This window comes from Paenibacillus sp. QJM3NY_38 (assembly GCF_056173265.1).
The window spans coordinates 5,671,460-5,686,203 of record NZ_CM149665.1; the positions used below are offsets into that span (position 1 = coordinate 5,671,460).

The 14,744-nt window shown below is 50.4% G+C and carries 15 protein-coding genes; 2 read left to right on the plus strand and 13 right to left on the minus strand.

Annotated elements, in window-relative coordinates:
• Positions 1 to 85 precede the first annotated feature (85 nt).
• Entirely contained in the window at positions 86 to 1,639 is a 1,554-nt protein-coding gene (locus AC0VZ8_RS26100) for a fumarate hydratase (RefSeq protein ID WP_475484939.1), read from the minus strand.
• Between the two features lie 220 nt (positions 1,640 to 1,859).
• Here AC0VZ8_RS26100 and AC0VZ8_RS26105 point away from each other — a divergent pair, with 220 nt between their 5' ends.
• The gene (locus AC0VZ8_RS26105) at positions 1,860 to 2,234 is read left to right on the plus strand and encodes a hypothetical protein (RefSeq protein WP_071218073.1); all 375 of its coding nucleotides are present in this window, start codon (positions 1,860 to 1,862) and stop codon (positions 2,232 to 2,234) included.
• 108 nt (positions 2,235 to 2,342) lie between these two features.
• Here AC0VZ8_RS26105 and AC0VZ8_RS26110 read toward each other — a convergent pair whose 3' ends face one another.
• From AC0VZ8_RS26110 to citZ, 5 genes are all read right to left on the minus strand, one after another.
• On the minus strand, positions 2,343 to 3,209 hold the full coding sequence (locus tag AC0VZ8_RS26110; protein WP_426199248.1) for an SDR family oxidoreductase: 867 nt from the start codon (positions 3,207 to 3,209) through the stop codon (positions 2,343 to 2,345).
• Positions 3,210 to 3,495: 286 nt separating this feature from the next.
• A complete protein-coding gene (locus AC0VZ8_RS26115; protein WP_009595065.1) occupies positions 3,496 to 3,921 on the minus strand; it encodes a hypothetical protein in 426 nt (141 codons plus the stop codon).
• A gap of 152 nt (positions 3,922 to 4,073) precedes the next feature.
• Positions 4,074 to 5,015, minus strand: a complete 942-nt coding sequence (gene mdh, locus AC0VZ8_RS26120) for a malate dehydrogenase (RefSeq protein ID WP_113057492.1) — start codon at positions 5,013 to 5,015, stop codon at positions 4,074 to 4,076.
• Positions 5,016 to 5,029: 14 nt separating this feature from the next.
• Complete coding sequence (icd, locus tag AC0VZ8_RS26125) at positions 5,030 to 6,322, minus strand: NADP-dependent isocitrate dehydrogenase (protein ID WP_260068059.1); 1,293 nt, start codon at positions 6,320 to 6,322, stop codon at positions 5,030 to 5,032.
• Positions 6,323 to 6,465: 143 nt separating this feature from the next.
• On the minus strand, positions 6,466 to 7,578 hold the full coding sequence (gene citZ / locus AC0VZ8_RS26130) for a citrate synthase (RefSeq protein ID WP_071218069.1): 1,113 nt from the start codon (positions 7,576 to 7,578) through the stop codon (positions 6,466 to 6,468).
• 376 nt (positions 7,579 to 7,954) lie between these two features.
• Between citZ and ytvI the strand changes: the two genes are divergently transcribed.
• Positions 7,955 to 9,073, plus strand: coding sequence for a sporulation integral membrane protein YtvI (gene ytvI / locus AC0VZ8_RS26135; RefSeq protein WP_071218068.1), 1,119 nt, complete (start codon positions 7,955 to 7,957; stop codon positions 9,071 to 9,073).
• A gap of 165 nt (positions 9,074 to 9,238) precedes the next feature.
• On the opposite strand, the gene AC0VZ8_RS26140 is transcribed toward ytvI, so the two are convergent.
• The 7 genes from AC0VZ8_RS26140 to AC0VZ8_RS26170 form a co-directional block, all read right to left on the minus strand.
• Positions 9,239 to 9,631 carry an FxsA family protein gene (locus AC0VZ8_RS26140; protein WP_071218067.1) on the minus strand — a complete coding sequence of 131 codons (393 nt, stop codon included), beginning with the start codon at positions 9,629 to 9,631 and terminating at the stop codon, positions 9,239 to 9,241.
• A 4-nt stretch (positions 9,632 to 9,635) separates the two neighbouring features.
• Positions 9,636 to 10,145, minus strand: coding sequence for an acyl-CoA thioesterase (locus AC0VZ8_RS26145; protein ID WP_339294707.1), 510 nt, complete (start codon positions 10,143 to 10,145; stop codon positions 9,636 to 9,638).
• A gap of 103 nt (positions 10,146 to 10,248) precedes the next feature.
• Positions 10,249 to 11,676: a pyruvate kinase gene (gene pyk, locus AC0VZ8_RS26150; RefSeq protein WP_071218065.1), complete on the minus strand. Its 1,428-nt coding sequence runs from the start codon at positions 11,674 to 11,676 to the stop codon at positions 10,249 to 10,251.
• Positions 11,677 to 11,796: 120 nt separating this feature from the next.
• On the minus strand, positions 11,797 to 12,780 hold the full coding sequence (locus tag AC0VZ8_RS26155; RefSeq protein WP_071218064.1) for an acetyl-CoA carboxylase carboxyltransferase subunit alpha: 984 nt from the start codon (positions 12,778 to 12,780) through the stop codon (positions 11,797 to 11,799).
• Positions 12,780 to 13,673 (minus strand): acetyl-CoA carboxylase, carboxyltransferase subunit beta, encoded by an 894-nt coding sequence (accD, locus tag AC0VZ8_RS26160; protein WP_071218063.1) that lies wholly within the window; start codon positions 13,671 to 13,673, stop codon positions 12,780 to 12,782. Before accD ends, AC0VZ8_RS26155 begins: the two co-directional genes overlap by 1 nt.
• Positions 13,674 to 13,765: 92 nt before the next feature.
• Entirely contained in the window at positions 13,766 to 13,954 is a 189-nt protein-coding gene (locus AC0VZ8_RS26165) for a hypothetical protein (protein WP_006212044.1), read from the minus strand.
• A 156-nt stretch (positions 13,955 to 14,110) separates the two neighbouring features.
• Complete coding sequence (locus AC0VZ8_RS26170; protein ID WP_475484940.1) at positions 14,111 to 14,605, minus strand: phosphatidylglycerophosphatase A family protein; 495 nt, start codon at positions 14,603 to 14,605, stop codon at positions 14,111 to 14,113.
• Positions 14,606 to 14,744: the final 139 nt, after the last annotated feature.

A 14,744-nucleotide genomic window follows, 5' to 3' on the forward strand; every position in this document is an offset into this window, starting at 1 on the left:
GAAATAAGGGCTCCATTCCCGTATTCAACAAAAAAGCATCGACCGGCACATGGTGGCCAATCGATGCTTCTTCAGATGCTCCGGATTAGGAGAACACCGGCTCTTTAAACATGGCCAGCTTCTCTGCCGAATCCTTGCTCACGTCGGCATGCAGGCTGTTTCCGTGCGAATCCATCGTGACGATCGCGGCAAAGCCGTCAACCTCCAAATGCCACATCGCTTCCGGAATGCCAAACTCCATGAAATCCACGCCGTTTACTTTTTTGATGCATCTCGCATAATACTGGGCGGCCCCGCCAATCGCATTCAGATATACGCCGCCATGCTCCTGCAGGGCTTGAAGCGTCTTGGGACCCATGCCGCCCTTTCCGATGACCGCGCGAATGCCGAATTTTTTCAAAATATCGCCCTGGTAAGGTTCTTCTCGAATGCTCGTTGTCGGACCTGCCGCCTTGACATGCCATCCCTCTTCATCCTGCATCATAACCGGACCGCAGTGGTAAATGACGGACCCGTTCAGGTCGATAGGAGCATCGTGATCCATCAGATATTTATGAAGCGCATCCCGTCCGGTATGCATCTCGCCTCGGATCACCACCACATCCCCAACGCGCAGGGAACGAATTTGCTCCTCGCTGATTGGCGTCTGCAGCACCACTTCGCGGCCCTTGGGCTCACTTGGACCGGAGTCTTCGGCTTGGGAAACAGCCGTTTCGGAATTGGCGTTCATCTGCACCTGACTGCCTGCTTCATACAGCCATTCCGTGATGTCTCCCGTTTCCGGCTCAACCATTACGCCCTGACGGCGGAACGCCCAGCAGTTATAAGCAACCGATACAAAAAAGCTTGCCGGCAGACGGTTCATCGCACCGATTTTGCAGCCGAGCAGCGTGACTTCTCCGCCAAAGCCCATCGTGCCGATCCCGAGCTTATTTGCATTTTCCAATATGTAATCTTCGAGCTTCGCCAAATCTTCATTAGGGTTCACATCTTCGACATGACGGAACAGCTGATGTTTCGCAAGCTCATAACCTGTCGTCCGGTCGCCGCCGATGCCTACTCCGATAAATCCAGCGCTGCAGCCTTGGCCTTGAGCTTGGTACACGGCATGCATGATGCATTTGCGGATCCCGTCCAAATCACGGCCCGCTTTCCCGAGCCCTTCAAGCTCTGCAGGAAGACTGTACTGAATGTTTTTGTTCTCGCAGCCGCCCCCTTTCAGGATGAGACGGACGTCCACCTTATCCTGCTCCCACTGCTCGAAATGGATGACAGGCGTGCCAGGGCCGAGATTATCCCCGCTGTTAGCGCCAGTCAACGAATCCACCGAGTTTGGACGCAGCTTGCCATCCTTCGTGGCGCGAATCACCGCAGAGTAAATCGCCTTCTTCATCTCGATTTGGTTCGCACCCACTGGTGTATGTACGATGAATGTTGGCATGCCGGTATCCTGGCAGATCGGCGATACTTCCTGCTCGGCCATCTCAATATTTTGAGCGATCGTTGCCAGGGCCAGCCCCGCTCGCGTTGCCGCATCCTCAGATGCTCGGCCGCGGTTGACTGCTCTTCGCACATCTCCGGGCAAATTCGTGGAGGTTTCTACAATCAGTCGATACATACTCTCTTCAAATAATTTCATAACGTTGGTAAACTCCTCTCTTTCATAACCCAGACATGATAGCAAAATAAGAATCATTATAAACTGCCAATATTGTTATCATATCATATCATTTCGCACATGAAAGGGTTTACTTCAAAAAATGAAAGAGTAGAGAAAATGTGTTGATACTCCCCCTTTTATCGACCATACCCCCTCTATAAATCTCGCATATATTGGTTAAGAAAAGGAGGTGATTGCTATGATGAAAGCCTCAATCTCTCAGGTGGTCTTTCCAAGGCTTGCCCTGTTTAGAGACGAGTTCTACAATGGACGCCGGTTTATCGTGCGCGGCAATGTAGGCATCCGTAATCTCGAGCGTACCTTCGGCGACATTGAAAGCTTGAGATTCTTCTCGACCAGCTCCAATGCCACCCTGGTCCTGTTCTCGGAGCCGAATTTCCGAGGCGCATTCAGAGTATTCCGCGGAAACACCAACATCGCTGATCTTGGCGATATCATCGGCGGCGATGAAGAACCTGAATCCATCATCAGCACCAACCGCCGTTTGACGCTCGCCCAGATCAGAGCGATCCGGGATGCCGGCGTGCTGCCTTCCGGTTTTAGAAGCATCTGATTCTGCGCAAGCTGCCCCCATATTGAAACAGCGGACATTCGGGCTGAAGTCCCGGATGTCCGCTGTTTTTTTCGTGCAAGGATGACCCTGTTGTTCCCTCAAAGGGCTTTACCCATTAATTACTTCGCCGCCATTCACGTGAATGACTTGACCACTCACATAGGAAGAGTCCGTTGAGGCCAGATATACATAGGCTGGTGCCAGCTCTTCCGGTTGACCCGGACGTTTCATCGGCTGGGTCGCCCCAAACTCGGCCACCTGATCCGGCGGGAATGTTGAAGGAATCAGCGGCGTCCAGATCGGTCCCGGGGCAACGGCATTTACCCGGATCCCTTGACCGACCACATTCATCGATAACGAGCGTGTAAAGGCAACGATGGCCCCCTTCGTCGATGCATAATCCAGCAGCTGCGGGCTTCCCCGGTAAGCCGTGATGGAGGTCGTATTAATAATCGAGCTGCCCTTGGACAGATGCGGCATCGCCGCCTGCGTCAGGTAGAACATCCCGAATATATTCGTACGGAAGGTCCGCTCCAATTGTTCTTTGGTAATATCCTCAATCTTCTTCTGCGGATGCTGTTCGGCTGCGTTGTTAACGAGAATATCGAGTCTTCCGAGCTTCTCCACGGTTTCGGTAACCGCGTCGCGGCAAAAAGCATCATCGCCGACGTCACCGGCGATCAACAGACATTTTCGGCCTTCCTGCTCCACCTGTCGTTTGGTCTCTTCCGCATCCTTATGCTCATTCAGGTACACAATGGATACGTCCGCGCCTTCCTTGGCATAGTAGACCGCAACCGCACGACCGATACCGCTGTCGCCTCCGGTAATCAGCGCTACCTTTCCTTTTAGCTTACCGGCTGCTTTGTATTCGTTACTCTCAAACTCCGGCTTCGGGTGCATCTCCGATTCGGTTCCGGGTCTGTGATCCTGATGCTGGGGCGGCAAGGTTTGTTTCGGTTGATCTTGTGGCATATGAACATTTCTCCTTTCAGGTCAGTATCTCAAACTACCTCTCATAGGATGCGTTCGACGCGGCTTCTTATTCTCATAAAAAGCCCTTCGCTATTGTTTTTACCCAGATTGTACGAGATCAAACGAAAGTGAAGCTCTTTTCGCCCAACAAAAAAGTCCCCAATGCGGGGCCTTGCTCCGAAGTCCGTTCAGATCCTTGGCACGCCCCGGTCATTTAACAATTCTATAATGTCAAAAAAAAGCCGCCCGATAAACGGAACGACTTCTCTTTCGTATGTAGCTATTCTTAGATGATATGGTTGAATACCATGAAGAAGATCATAACCAAGAGCAGCAAGGCAAGAAGTGCGCTAAGCGTACCCAGCTTGCTTGTTTCTTCCTTCACTTCACGCTTCTCGCGGATCCCTGCAAGCGCATTCTTCAATGGCTTGCTCATGATGCCTCCAATAGCAAACATCGCCAGCAGCAATACCGTTACAATGATCATCCAAGGAACCGAATACTCGCCTTGGGACATCATGTATCCGCCAGTCAACAACTGAATAACCAAGCCGTACTGAGCAAAACGGTTCGCTACTCGAATCGTATTAACGGCTCCTTCTTGAGCGCCGAGGGACAGCTTCTGAATACCGCCAACAACAAACGGCAGAATCAAGTAAAATCCTAGCGCCGCCGTACCGACCATATGCAGAAAAAATGTCACGTTCCACATAAACAATTCCTCCAAAGTCGTTAGTGTGATTTTTATTACATTAAGTTCATCGTCTCTTATTATACTGGAGAGATCATCCAAAGAAAAGCAATCCCGCCCCGAATCACGGGACGGGATTGCATTATTAGACGATTTTGTGAATCCTGATTCAATTACAGGGTCACGACCGAGGTTACATTACGTACGGATTCCGCAGACTTATCGAGCGCCGCTTTCTCTTCGGCCGTCAGCTCCAGCTCGAAAATTCGCTCAATGCCGTCTCCGCCCAGAATGGCCGGTACGCCCATGAACAGATTGTCATAACCGTACTCGCCCTCCAGAAGAGCAATAACCGGAATGATTCGTTTTTTGTCCTTCAGAATCGCTTCCGTCATTTGTACGAGGGAAGCAGCCGGCGCATAGTATGCGCTGCCGTTACCCAGCAGGTTCACGATTTCGCCGCCGCCAACCCGGGTACGCTGCACAATCGCTTCAATGCGCTCAGCCGGAATCAGCGTGTCGATCGGAATGCCCCCCACGCTGGAGTAGCGAACGAGCGGAACCATGTCGTCGCCATGGCCGCCAAGTACGAATCCGCGGACATCCTCAACGGATACGTTCAGCTCTTGCGCGATGAAGGTGCAATAGCGGGCCGTATCCAGTACGCCGGATTGGCCGATGACGCGGTTCTTGGGAAATCCGAGTGTGTTGTATGCCACATAGGTCATGGCATCCACCGGGTTGCTCAGAATGATGACCGTGGCGTTCGGTGCGTGACTCTTCACATTCTCGCATACGGATTTCACGATCCCTGCATTGGTATTCACGAGGTCATCGCGGCTCATGCCCGGCTTGCGGGCTACACCTGCTGTAATGATTACGATATCGGAATTAGCTGCATCTTCATAGTTGGATGTACCGACTATGTTGCTGTCAAATCCTTGAACGGGACTTGCTTCGAGCATATCCAGCGCTTTACCTTTTGTCGGGTTCTCAAGCTGCGGGATATCCAGCAGCACCACATCACCCAATTCTTTTTGAGCAAGCATCAGGGCGGTAGTCGCACCTGTGAAGCCAGCACCTACTACCGTAATCTTTTTACGAGTAATTGCCACGATGAATCTCCTCCTTACAGGTTTTTAATGATTTCGTCTGCGAACTCGGAGCATTTCACTTCCGTAGCGCCATCCATCAGGCGGGCGAAGTCATACGTTACGGTTTTGTTGTTGATGGACGTTTCCATGCCTTTGTAGATCAGGTCAGCCGCTTCCTGCCATCCGAGGTGCTCAAGCAGCATAACGCCGGAGAGGATAACGGAACCAGGGTTTACTACGTCTTTGTCTGCATATTTCGGAGCGGTACCATGAGTCGCTTCGAAAATTGCATGTCCTGTTACATAGTTGATGTTAGCACCCGGAGCGATACCGATACCCCCAACTTGTGCAGCCAACGCGTCAGACAGGTAGTCCCCGTTCAGGTTCAACGTCGCAATGACATCAAAGTCGGTTGGACGAGTCAGAACTTGCTGCAGCGCGATGTCGGCAATCGCATCTTTAACGATGATTTTGCCAGCTTCTTCAGCCGCTTTTTGAGCCGCATTAGCTGCATCTACGCCGTCTTTCTCCTTGATGATATCGTATTGTGCCCAAGTGAACACTTTATCGCCGAATTCAGCTTCAGCCACTTCGTAACCCCAGTTTTTGAAGGCGCCTTCTGTAAATTTCATGATGTTGCCTTTGTGAACCAGTGTCACGGATTTGCGGCCATGCTTGATCGCATACTCAACCGCTGCACGTACAAGACGCTTGGAACCTTCAGAGGATACAGGCTTGATCCCGATACCGGACGTTTCAGGGAAGCGGATTTTGTTGGCGCCCATTTCGTCTTGAAGGAACTTGATCATTTTCTTCACTTCTTCGGAGCCTTCTTTATACTCAATACCTGCGTAGATGTCTTCCGTGTTCTCACGGAAAATAACCATGTCAACCAACTCAGGGCGTTTTACCGGAGACGGTACGCCGTTGAAGTAACGAACAGGGCGCAGGCAAGTGTACAGGTCCAGCTCTTGGCGAAGAGCAACGTTCAGGGAACGGATACCGCCGCCGATTGGCGTTGTAAGTGGTCCTTTGATAGCAACGATGTACTCGCGAATCGCTTCAAGCGTATCGTTCGGGAGCCATTCACCGTATGTATTGTATGCCTTCTCACCGGCAAATACTTCATACCAGGCAATTTTCTTGGAACCGTTATATGCTTTTTCTACTGCTGCATCCAGGACACGCTTGGAAGCTTTCCAGATGTCACGGCCTGTGCCGTCGCCTTCAATAAAAGGAATGACAGGGTTGTTAGGCACCTGCAGGGTTCCGTTATCAATCGTGATTTTCTCGCCTTCAGTTGGTAATGCGAATTTTTCCAATTTCATGAGTATGAGTTCCTCCTTCGAATATGGTTCTTGTCTCTGCCATTTCCAAAATGCTCGCGTGAATAGGCACAGAGAAACCCGCCACCCGCGATTCACTCACGTTTAAGCGGTTCTCTAGCCTATTGTACATGATTGCCAGCCACTTAGCGAAGTTCTATCGGCACATATTTTTGGTCAGTCATCCCTGTATACTCTGCGCGCGGGCGGATGATACGGTTGCCTTCATACTGCTCAAGAATATGCGCGGTCCATCCGGATACACGGCTGATGGCAAAAATCGGCGTAAACAGTTCATGCTCGATGCCGAGCTGCGTATAGACCGATGCGGAATAGAAATCAACGTTCGGCTTCAGCCCTTTTTGGTTGGTAACCGTTTCGTCGATCAGCACCGACATGTCGTACAGCGTGGTGTCGCCTTTCATTTCACCAAGCTCGCGCGACATTTTTTGGAGATGCTTCGCGCGCGGATCGCCGTTTTTGTATACGCGGTGTCCAAAGCCCATTATTTTTTCACGGTTGTCCAGCTTCTCCTGAATGTAAGCCTGGGCCCGATCAATCGAACCGACTTCGTTCAGCATCTTCATGACGGCTTCATTCGCGCCGCCGTGCAGAGGACCTTTAAGCGCGCCAATAGCGGAAGTAACACCGGAATATATGTCGGACAGCGTGGCTACGGTTACACGAGCAGCAAACGTGGATGCGTTAAGCTCGTGATCCGCGTGCAAAACCAGTGCCTGGTCCAGAGCCTTGATTGAAGTCTGATCAGGATCTTCGCCTCTGAGCATATACAGGAAATTCTCCGCGATGGAGACGCCGGCTTTCGGAGCCACCGGCTCTTTGCCCTGACGAACACGGGCGATGGCAGCAATGATCGTTGGAAGCTGAGCTTGAAGTTTAACCGCTTTCTTCTCATTCGATTCACGGCTCATATCGTCGCCTTCGGCGTCATACAGAGCAAGCGCGGATACAGCCGAGCGAAGCGCAGCCATCGTATTGGTATCCTTCGGATACAATTTGATCTGCTGGATAAGCTCATCCGGAATGGCAGCATAGTCGCTCAAATCTTGTTGAAGGGACTTAAGCTCTTCGGCATTCGGAAGCTTTCCGAACCAGAGCAGATAGGCTACCTCTTCAAAACTTGCATGTTCTGCGAGATCGTCAATATCATATCCACGGTAAGTCAGAACGCCATCGACGATCGAACTAATCGCGGAGGTGGTAGCTACAATGCCTTCCAAACCCTTGGTAGCTGTCATGCAACATCTCTCCTTTATGATCGGGATAAACTGAACTATTTTGACATTCATGAAAACATTTTCATGAAGTCGGATAAAAAAGAAAAACGCGAAAAAAATTGCTATGGTCCTAGTCACAAACCTTCTCATATCATACTGGATTTTGTCTGATATGTGAACATGAGCAGCGACATTCGCCGCATCAAATTGTTTTATCGACACCATAAACATTTTTTTGAAATCACTTACAATTCCATTATACCTGTGATAATTCTCATTGTCGAATCATGAAGACAAGCGTTTTCCAACTCTTTATCCTTATATTGAATCTCCTTGCATACGTATAGGAATGAGCGTTTCTGCTCGTCCCTGAAGTGCTGCAAAGGAGTGTGATTGTTTGGAACGATTGATGCTCAAGCGTTTTGGCCGGGGAGTGTGGGTGCTGTCCTCCATCTTCGTGATTGCCTATTTGATATATGTACTGCTGCCGCTGCTTTACCCCTTCCTTCTGGCCTGGATCATCGCTTATGCCATGAATCCTTGCGTCCGCCTGCTTCAGCGGAGTTTGAAGCTGCCGCGGTGGCTCGCTGTCATGTTGTCCCTGCTGCTGTATTTCGGAGCGGCCCTGCTGATTCTCACGGCAGCTGTCACGAGACTGGTCAAGGAGCTGATCATCTTGTCCCAGTCCTTCAATCTTCATATTGATGCCTGGATGGAATGGCTGACCGCCTGGACCCAGAATGATAGCTTCCAGAATATTATCAATGAGATTAGCCGGTTCTATCAGAACAACCCGAATTATCACGATACCATCAATCAGAACATTACCCGAACGACGCAAACGATTGGCACGGCCGTGACCGACCTCGTTACCGGTATTTTTAACGGAATTCTGCAAATTATTTATTACCTGCCCAACTTGGGCACGATTCTCATTGTTGTTTTACTGTCCACGTTCTTTCTCAGCAACAGCTGGGAGCGCCATAATCGCGCACTTATCCGCATCCTGCCCGACGTCATTCGCAAACCCATGATCTATATTTTCACGGATCTAAAAAAAGCGTTATTCGGATTCGCGAGGGCACAGCTGATTCTCATCTCCATCACGGCCCTGATCGTCATGATCACGCTTTATGCGCTCGGGGTCGATTCCGCCTTCTCCATCGGTCTTCTGATCGGCTTGGTGGATCTTCTCCCCTACTTGGGCGTCGGCATCGTCCTGATCCCCTGGTCGCTGTATGCCTTTATGTCGGGCGACCTGACGCTTGGCATCGGACTAACCGTCCTGTACAGCATCATCCTGATCGTCAGACAGATTATGGAGCCCAAGGTGCTCGCCAGCAGTGTGGGACTGGACCCGCTCGCCGCCCTGCTGGGCATGTTCGTCGGGCTCAAGCTGTTCGGCATTCTGGGACTGATTATAGGTCCAGTGTCGCTTGTCATCCTGGATGCCTTTCACCGGGCCCACGTATTCAAGGACCTAAGGAATTATATTATCGGAGGCAGATTCAGATAGCAGTAAGACGAACAAGTTTGACTCGTCATAGAGGTATAGTGATGGGATTATCATAGGATTGATAAGGTACTTCATGATCATTACCGATTTCTGTTATTTCCTCGTGCTCCATAAATAAATAGACCGGCCCATGATGGGCCGGTCTTATGGGTGATTCTGCTTGTATTATCTGCGAAAGATCGTAATCTTGCCGTTTTTCATATTTTTCTTCATCCATTTCAACAGCAATATCCGATACAGCGGGCGAGTCAGCGGAAATATCAGCGTAAATCCGATCATGTCAGTTACAAAGCCCGGCAGAATAAGTAGCACTCCACCCGCAAATATACATAGGCCATCGGCCATGGAAGCACCCGGAACCATGCCTGAGTTCATTCTCTGCTTGGCATCTTCCATCGCTTTGCGACCTTCGAACCTCATCATGGCCACGCCAACCGCAGAGGTCAGCAGTGTCAATAGCAAGGTATTCATGCCGCCCACGCGATCCGCAACAAACTGAAAGCCGAATATTTCAATAGCAGGCACGAAGATCATCGCTGCCAGCAACCATTTGAACATGAAGCTACTCCTTCCTCCCCCAAAGGGTGTCCCTCAATGCATCATACAGCTTTGGCGCGCATTTATCCAGTCGGGCGGGCTTCCACTCTCTATTCAGCCATACATGACGGGTCGCGCCGGCCGTTAACAAGGCACCGGGAAGCTCGGATTCGGGAGACAGATCCATCGCCTCCAAATCTGCCTGCTCCTGTTCGCTCAGCAACCGGACCTCATATTCATAGTGTATTCGAAGCGGGGAGAAAGCAGTCATTCTGGTAAATACCGTTACAAGATCATCATACCTCGCAGGCTGGCGGTACTTGATATCAAGATCAACCACCGGGAGGAGGACACCTTCTTCTTCCATTCCGCGATACGTAAATCCCATTTCACGGATCATTTGGGTACGCCCGATCTCGAACCAGTTTAAATAATTCGCGTGGTATACGACACCCATTTGATCGCTTTCCTGGTAACGCACCCGAAATGACGTCCAGAACCAGCGGCTTAGTGTCGGTACGGATGGTTTAGGCATCAATATCACCCCTTATCTATGCAAAAAGCAATGGTCGACAGAATCATCGTCCATTGCTTATATGCTGCTATATTCAGAATCCAACGGATTCTTGACGGTTGAATTACTTCTCCTGTGGAATTTGATCCACTTTCAGGAGGTTGGTCGAACCGGAACGGCCCAGTGGCACGCCTGCTGTAATGACAACAAGATCGCCTTCTTTCACGAGTCCGGACTTCACGCCGCCTTGCAGCGCGTAATCAAACATCTCGTCCGTAGAAGAAGCCTGTTCGCCTTTAACCGGCGTTACGCCCCAAGTCAGTGCCAAACGTCTCAATGTTCTGTCTTGAGTCGTGACGGCGACGATAGGAGCCTCTGGACGGTATTTGGATACCATGCGAGCCGTTTGACCGGATTCCGTGGACGAAATGATGGCTTTGGCATTCAGGTCAAGTGCCGAGATCGCAACGGATTGGCTGATTGCTTCGGTAACGCTGGTATCTTGAGCAATACGCTGCTTCAAGAACATTTCACGGTAGTTCAGCGCGGATTCCGCTTTCTCTGCGATACGGGACATAGTCAATACGGATTCTACAGGGTATTTACCTGCAGCCGTTTCGCCGGACAGCATGATGGCATCGGTACCGTCAAAAATCGCATTGGCAACGTCACTTGCTTCCGCACGGGTAGGACGTGGGTTGCGCTGCATGGAATCCAGCATTTGCGTAGCCGTAATGACCGGTTTTCCAGCCAGGTTACATTTTTCGATCATGCGTTTTTGAACCAATGGAACTTCCTCTGCCGGAATCTCTACGCCCAGGTCGCCACGGGCTACCATCAAGCCGTCGGATACTTCGAGGATTTCATCCAGGTTGTCAACGCCCTGCTGGTTCTCGATTTTGGAGATGATTTGGATGTGCTCGCCATTATGCTTCTTCAGCAATTCGCGAATTTCCAGCACGTCACTTGCTTTACGAACGAAGGAAGCGGCAATAAAATCGATGCCCTGTTCGATCCCGAAAATGATATCGTTGGCGTCTTTTTCCGTAATGCCTGGGAGAGAAATCGCGACTCCCGGTACGTTCACACCTTTTTTGCTCTTAATGGTTCCGCCATTGACGATGCGGCATCTGATTTCGGTGCCTTGAATCTCCACCACGGTCAGACCGATCAGACCGTCATCGATCAAGATCGTGGATCCGACTTGAACATCTTGCGGCAACTCTTTATAAGTAATGGACAAACGATTCTTATCACCAAGGATTTCCTCGGTAGTAAGGGTGATATATTCATCTTGTACAAGCTCAATCGGTTCCACTTCAAGTTTACCTGTACGGATTTCCGGTCCTTTGGTGTCAAGCAGGATCGCTACCGTTTTGTTCAACTCCTCGCAAGCTTGGCGGATGTTCTTGATCCGGTTGCCATGCTCCTCGAAGTCGCCGTGAGAGAAGTTCAGACGAGCCACGTTCATGCCGGCCATAATGAGCTTCTTGGTGTTTTCCAACGATTCACTGGAAGGACCGATGGTACATACAATTTTTGTTTTGCGCATTTGGGTTTCCTCCGTTTATTCAAGGGTTCTCTATATCTCTTTTTCCAACAACTAAATCTACTACAAAAAGTCTAATTTGTATAGGAACTTTGTCATATCGTCACATACTCATCAGAACTTTTACATAATCACGTCTTCCTGTTCCGCCTTCGCAAAATCGAATTCGCCGATCTTGCGGAATTTGCGGTACCGGTCTTCCTTCAGCTCGCAGGCATCCATAACGGATAGTTCTTTCAGCTGGCTGATCAGTGCGCTTTGAATCGCGGCGGCTGTCTCTTCATAGTTTCGGTGCGCACCGCCCTTAGGCTCCGGTATAATTTCCTCAATGACTTCCATCTCGAGCAGGTCCTTAGCGGTGATCTTCATGGCTTCCGCAGCCTGATCCGCTTTGGATGCGTCCTTCCACAGAATGGATGCGGCGCCGTTCGGTGAAATGGCAGAGTAGATCGCATGCTCAAGCATCAGGACACGATTGCCTACAGCCATCGCAAGAGCACCGCCGCTTCCACCTTCGCCGATGACCACACAAACAATAGGCACCCCAAGGGACGACATTTCCCGTAGATTACGGGCAATCGCCTCGGACTGACCTCTTTCTTCTGCTGTATTACCCGGATATGCGCCTTTTGTATCAATAAACGTGATAATAGGACGCTTGAACTTGTTCGCCTGCTGCATAAGCCGCAGGGCTTTACGGAAGCCTTCCGGATGCGGACTTCCGAAGAATCGCGCGATATTGTCCTTCGTATCCTTACCGCGCTGCTGACCGAGCACCGTGACGGGAACACCGTCAAGTTTGGCCAAGCCGCCGACAACGGCAAGATCGTCCCCGTAGAGACGATCTCCATGCAGCTCGATAAAATCCGTAAAGATCAGCTGGATCAAATCAAGCGACGTCGGTCGCTGCTGATGACGGGCCAGATGCATTTTCTGGGAAGGCGAAATCGAAGAATAGATTTCTTCCTCCAAGCGACTATATCGTTCTTCCAGGCGGGCGATTTCATCCGTGAAATCGATCCCTTTTTCCTGTCCGAATTGTTTCAATTCATCGATCTTCTTGCGCATTTCGGCAAGTGGCATTTCAAAAGGCAATTCGCCTGACATCAGAATCCCCCTTTCACGGTATGCATCTCCAGCAGCTTACCAAGCATGGAGCGCATATCTTTCCGATGAATAACCATGTCAAGCTGACCATGCGCCAAGTTGAACTCCGCTGTCTGGAAATCATCCGGCAGCTTCTGGCGAATGGTCTGTTCAATAACGATACGGCCCGCAAAACCGAATACGGCTCCCGGCTCGGCAATATTAATATCGCCAAGCGTCGCAAAGCTGGCGGATACACCGCCGGTCGTCGGATCCGTTATCACTGAAATATAGAGCCCGCCGAGCTCGTTAAACCTGGACAGGGCTGCGCTTGTTTTGGCCATCTGCATCAAACTAAGAATGCTCTCCTGCATCCGGGCGCCGCCGGAGGTGGAGAAAATAATGAGCGGTAAACGCTTGTCCGTCGCAAACTCGATCGCTCGGGTGATTTTTTCCCCGACGACGGAGCCCATGCTTCCCGTGAAGAAATCAAAACTCATGACGGCTACCACAACAGGCTGGCCGAGAATCGACCCTTGACCAGTAATAACCGCATCATGAAGACCGGATTTCATCTTCTGCTGCTCGAGCTTGGCCGCATATCCCGGAAACTTGAGCGGATCCACCGAGATCATATCCGCATCAAACTCTTCAAAGCCTGTCTCATCCAGCGTCATGGCAATCCGTTCTACCGCGTTCAGGCGCATATGATGTCCGCATTCCTGACACACTTTCAAATTCTTCTCAAGCTCTTTGCTGTATTGAATGGTGCCGCACTTAGCACACTTATTCATCAGACCTTCCGGAATTTCCCGTTTCGGGCGTTCGCCTTCCTGAGGCTGCCCTGCCGTCCCAAGTCGTTCCGATGGGATCGTTGCGTATTTTCTTTTTTTCTGAAACAAGTCTTTAAACACAACTACACCTCTCCAGCCGTAAATTTGAATGGCCGCTGCAATAGCACATCGCCGATCCGTACGCTAAGCTTCGCTATGTAACCCAGATGAAACTAGGGGTGCAATATCGAATTCAACACTTCCTGTACTTCCTCAAGCTCTCCGGAGGGTACCAAAATCTCAAACTGCTGTTTGGAAAGATTCACAGGACGGCTTTGAACCAAAAAACCTTCTTCCGTTAGCCTGGTCTTGATCATTTCCGCCACCTTTGCAGTTGGCGCAATATAGATTACCGTCCACATGCCTTTCAGATCCCCCTAATCTCGTCCCACAGGCATATCCTGAGCCGATATAATGGATAATGATAACATACTTCAGTTTTTACCTCAACAAAGAGAGCAGGGGGCTGAAAGCCAAATCTATACCCTCAGGCAGCGATTCGACACCGCTCGCGCAAATCAGTCAGAACCCGCGGTATAATGCGCCGCATCAGGATTGTTATGCGCGATGCGCGAGGAAGCGGCAGCGGCGATGCCTGCAACGAGATCATCCAGAAACACATGAATCCCGTCCGTTTTTTCATTTAATATCTCAATCACGCCAATTTTTTCTTTATCCAGGTAGCCGAAACTGGTCAGTCCTATCATGCCATAAATGCTCGTGACGCCGAGCGCCATGGTCTCATCCACTCCGTAAAGCGGTTCGTCTTGCTCCATAATCGATTGCAGCGGCTCCGGCAGCAGTCTCTTCTCGGCCAGCTCATCCAGCGCAATGCCTGTATACAGTGTATACTGCACTTCGCGCTTGCCGAGCACGGCCCGTACGCTTTCTTCACACTGCTCGATGGTTAACTTCGGATGATAACGCTGTTGAAGCTTCAATACAATATCCGCGATGGAGCTTACGCTGACTCCTCTGCGGATGAGCATGCTTTCTGCCAAGTCCATTGACATCACAAATCCCCCCCGCGTCTTTGGCCGCGCTCTTTCAATCCTTCTCTATCATGAAAGAGCCTTCTTCATGCTAGTACTCGGCCAACATTACCTGTAGTGTCCTAATTGTATGCGGGAGGGATGCGAAACGTTCTTAAAT

Coding starts and splice junctions, on each gene's coding strand:
- icd (WP_260068059.1), bottom strand. CDS start 6,322: ATGAAATTGGAAAAATTCGCATTACCAACTGAAGGCGAGAAAATCACG.
- citZ (WP_071218069.1), bottom strand. CDS start 7,578: ATGACAGCTACCAAGGGTTTGGAAGGCATTGTAGCTACCACCTCCGCG.
- AC0VZ8_RS26115 (WP_009595065.1), bottom strand. CDS start 3,921: ATGTGGAACGTGACATTTTTTCTGCATATGGTCGGTACGGCGGCGCTA.
- AC0VZ8_RS26140 (WP_071218067.1), bottom strand. CDS start 9,631: ATGTTCAAATGGTTGCTGGCAGCGATGATCTTCGTGCCTGCTATTGAA.
- AC0VZ8_RS26145 (WP_339294707.1), bottom strand. CDS start 10,145: ATGCCTAAACCATCCGTACCGACACTAAGCCGCTGGTTCTGGACGTCA.
- AC0VZ8_RS26155 (WP_071218064.1), bottom strand. CDS start 12,780: ATGTCAGGCGAATTGCCTTTTGAAATGCCACTTGCCGAAATGCGCAAG.
- AC0VZ8_RS26105 (WP_071218073.1), top strand. CDS start 1,860: ATGATGAAAGCCTCAATCTCTCAGGTGGTCTTTCCAAGGCTTGCCCTG.
- AC0VZ8_RS26100 (WP_475484939.1), bottom strand. CDS start 1,639: ATGAAATTATTTGAAGAGAGTATGTATCGACTGATTGTAGAAACCTCC.
- AC0VZ8_RS26170 (WP_475484940.1), bottom strand. CDS start 14,605: ATGTCAATGGACTTGGCAGAAAGCATGCTCATCCGCAGAGGAGTCAGC.
- AC0VZ8_RS26110 (WP_426199248.1), bottom strand. CDS start 3,209: ATGCCACAAGATCAACCGAAACAAACCTTGCCGCCCCAGCATCAGGAT.
- AC0VZ8_RS26165 (WP_006212044.1), bottom strand. CDS start 13,954: ATGTGGACGGTAATCTATATTGCGCCAACTGCAAAGGTGGCGGAAATG.
- pyk (WP_071218065.1), bottom strand. CDS start 11,676: ATGCGCAAAACAAAAATTGTATGTACCATCGGTCCTTCCAGTGAATCG.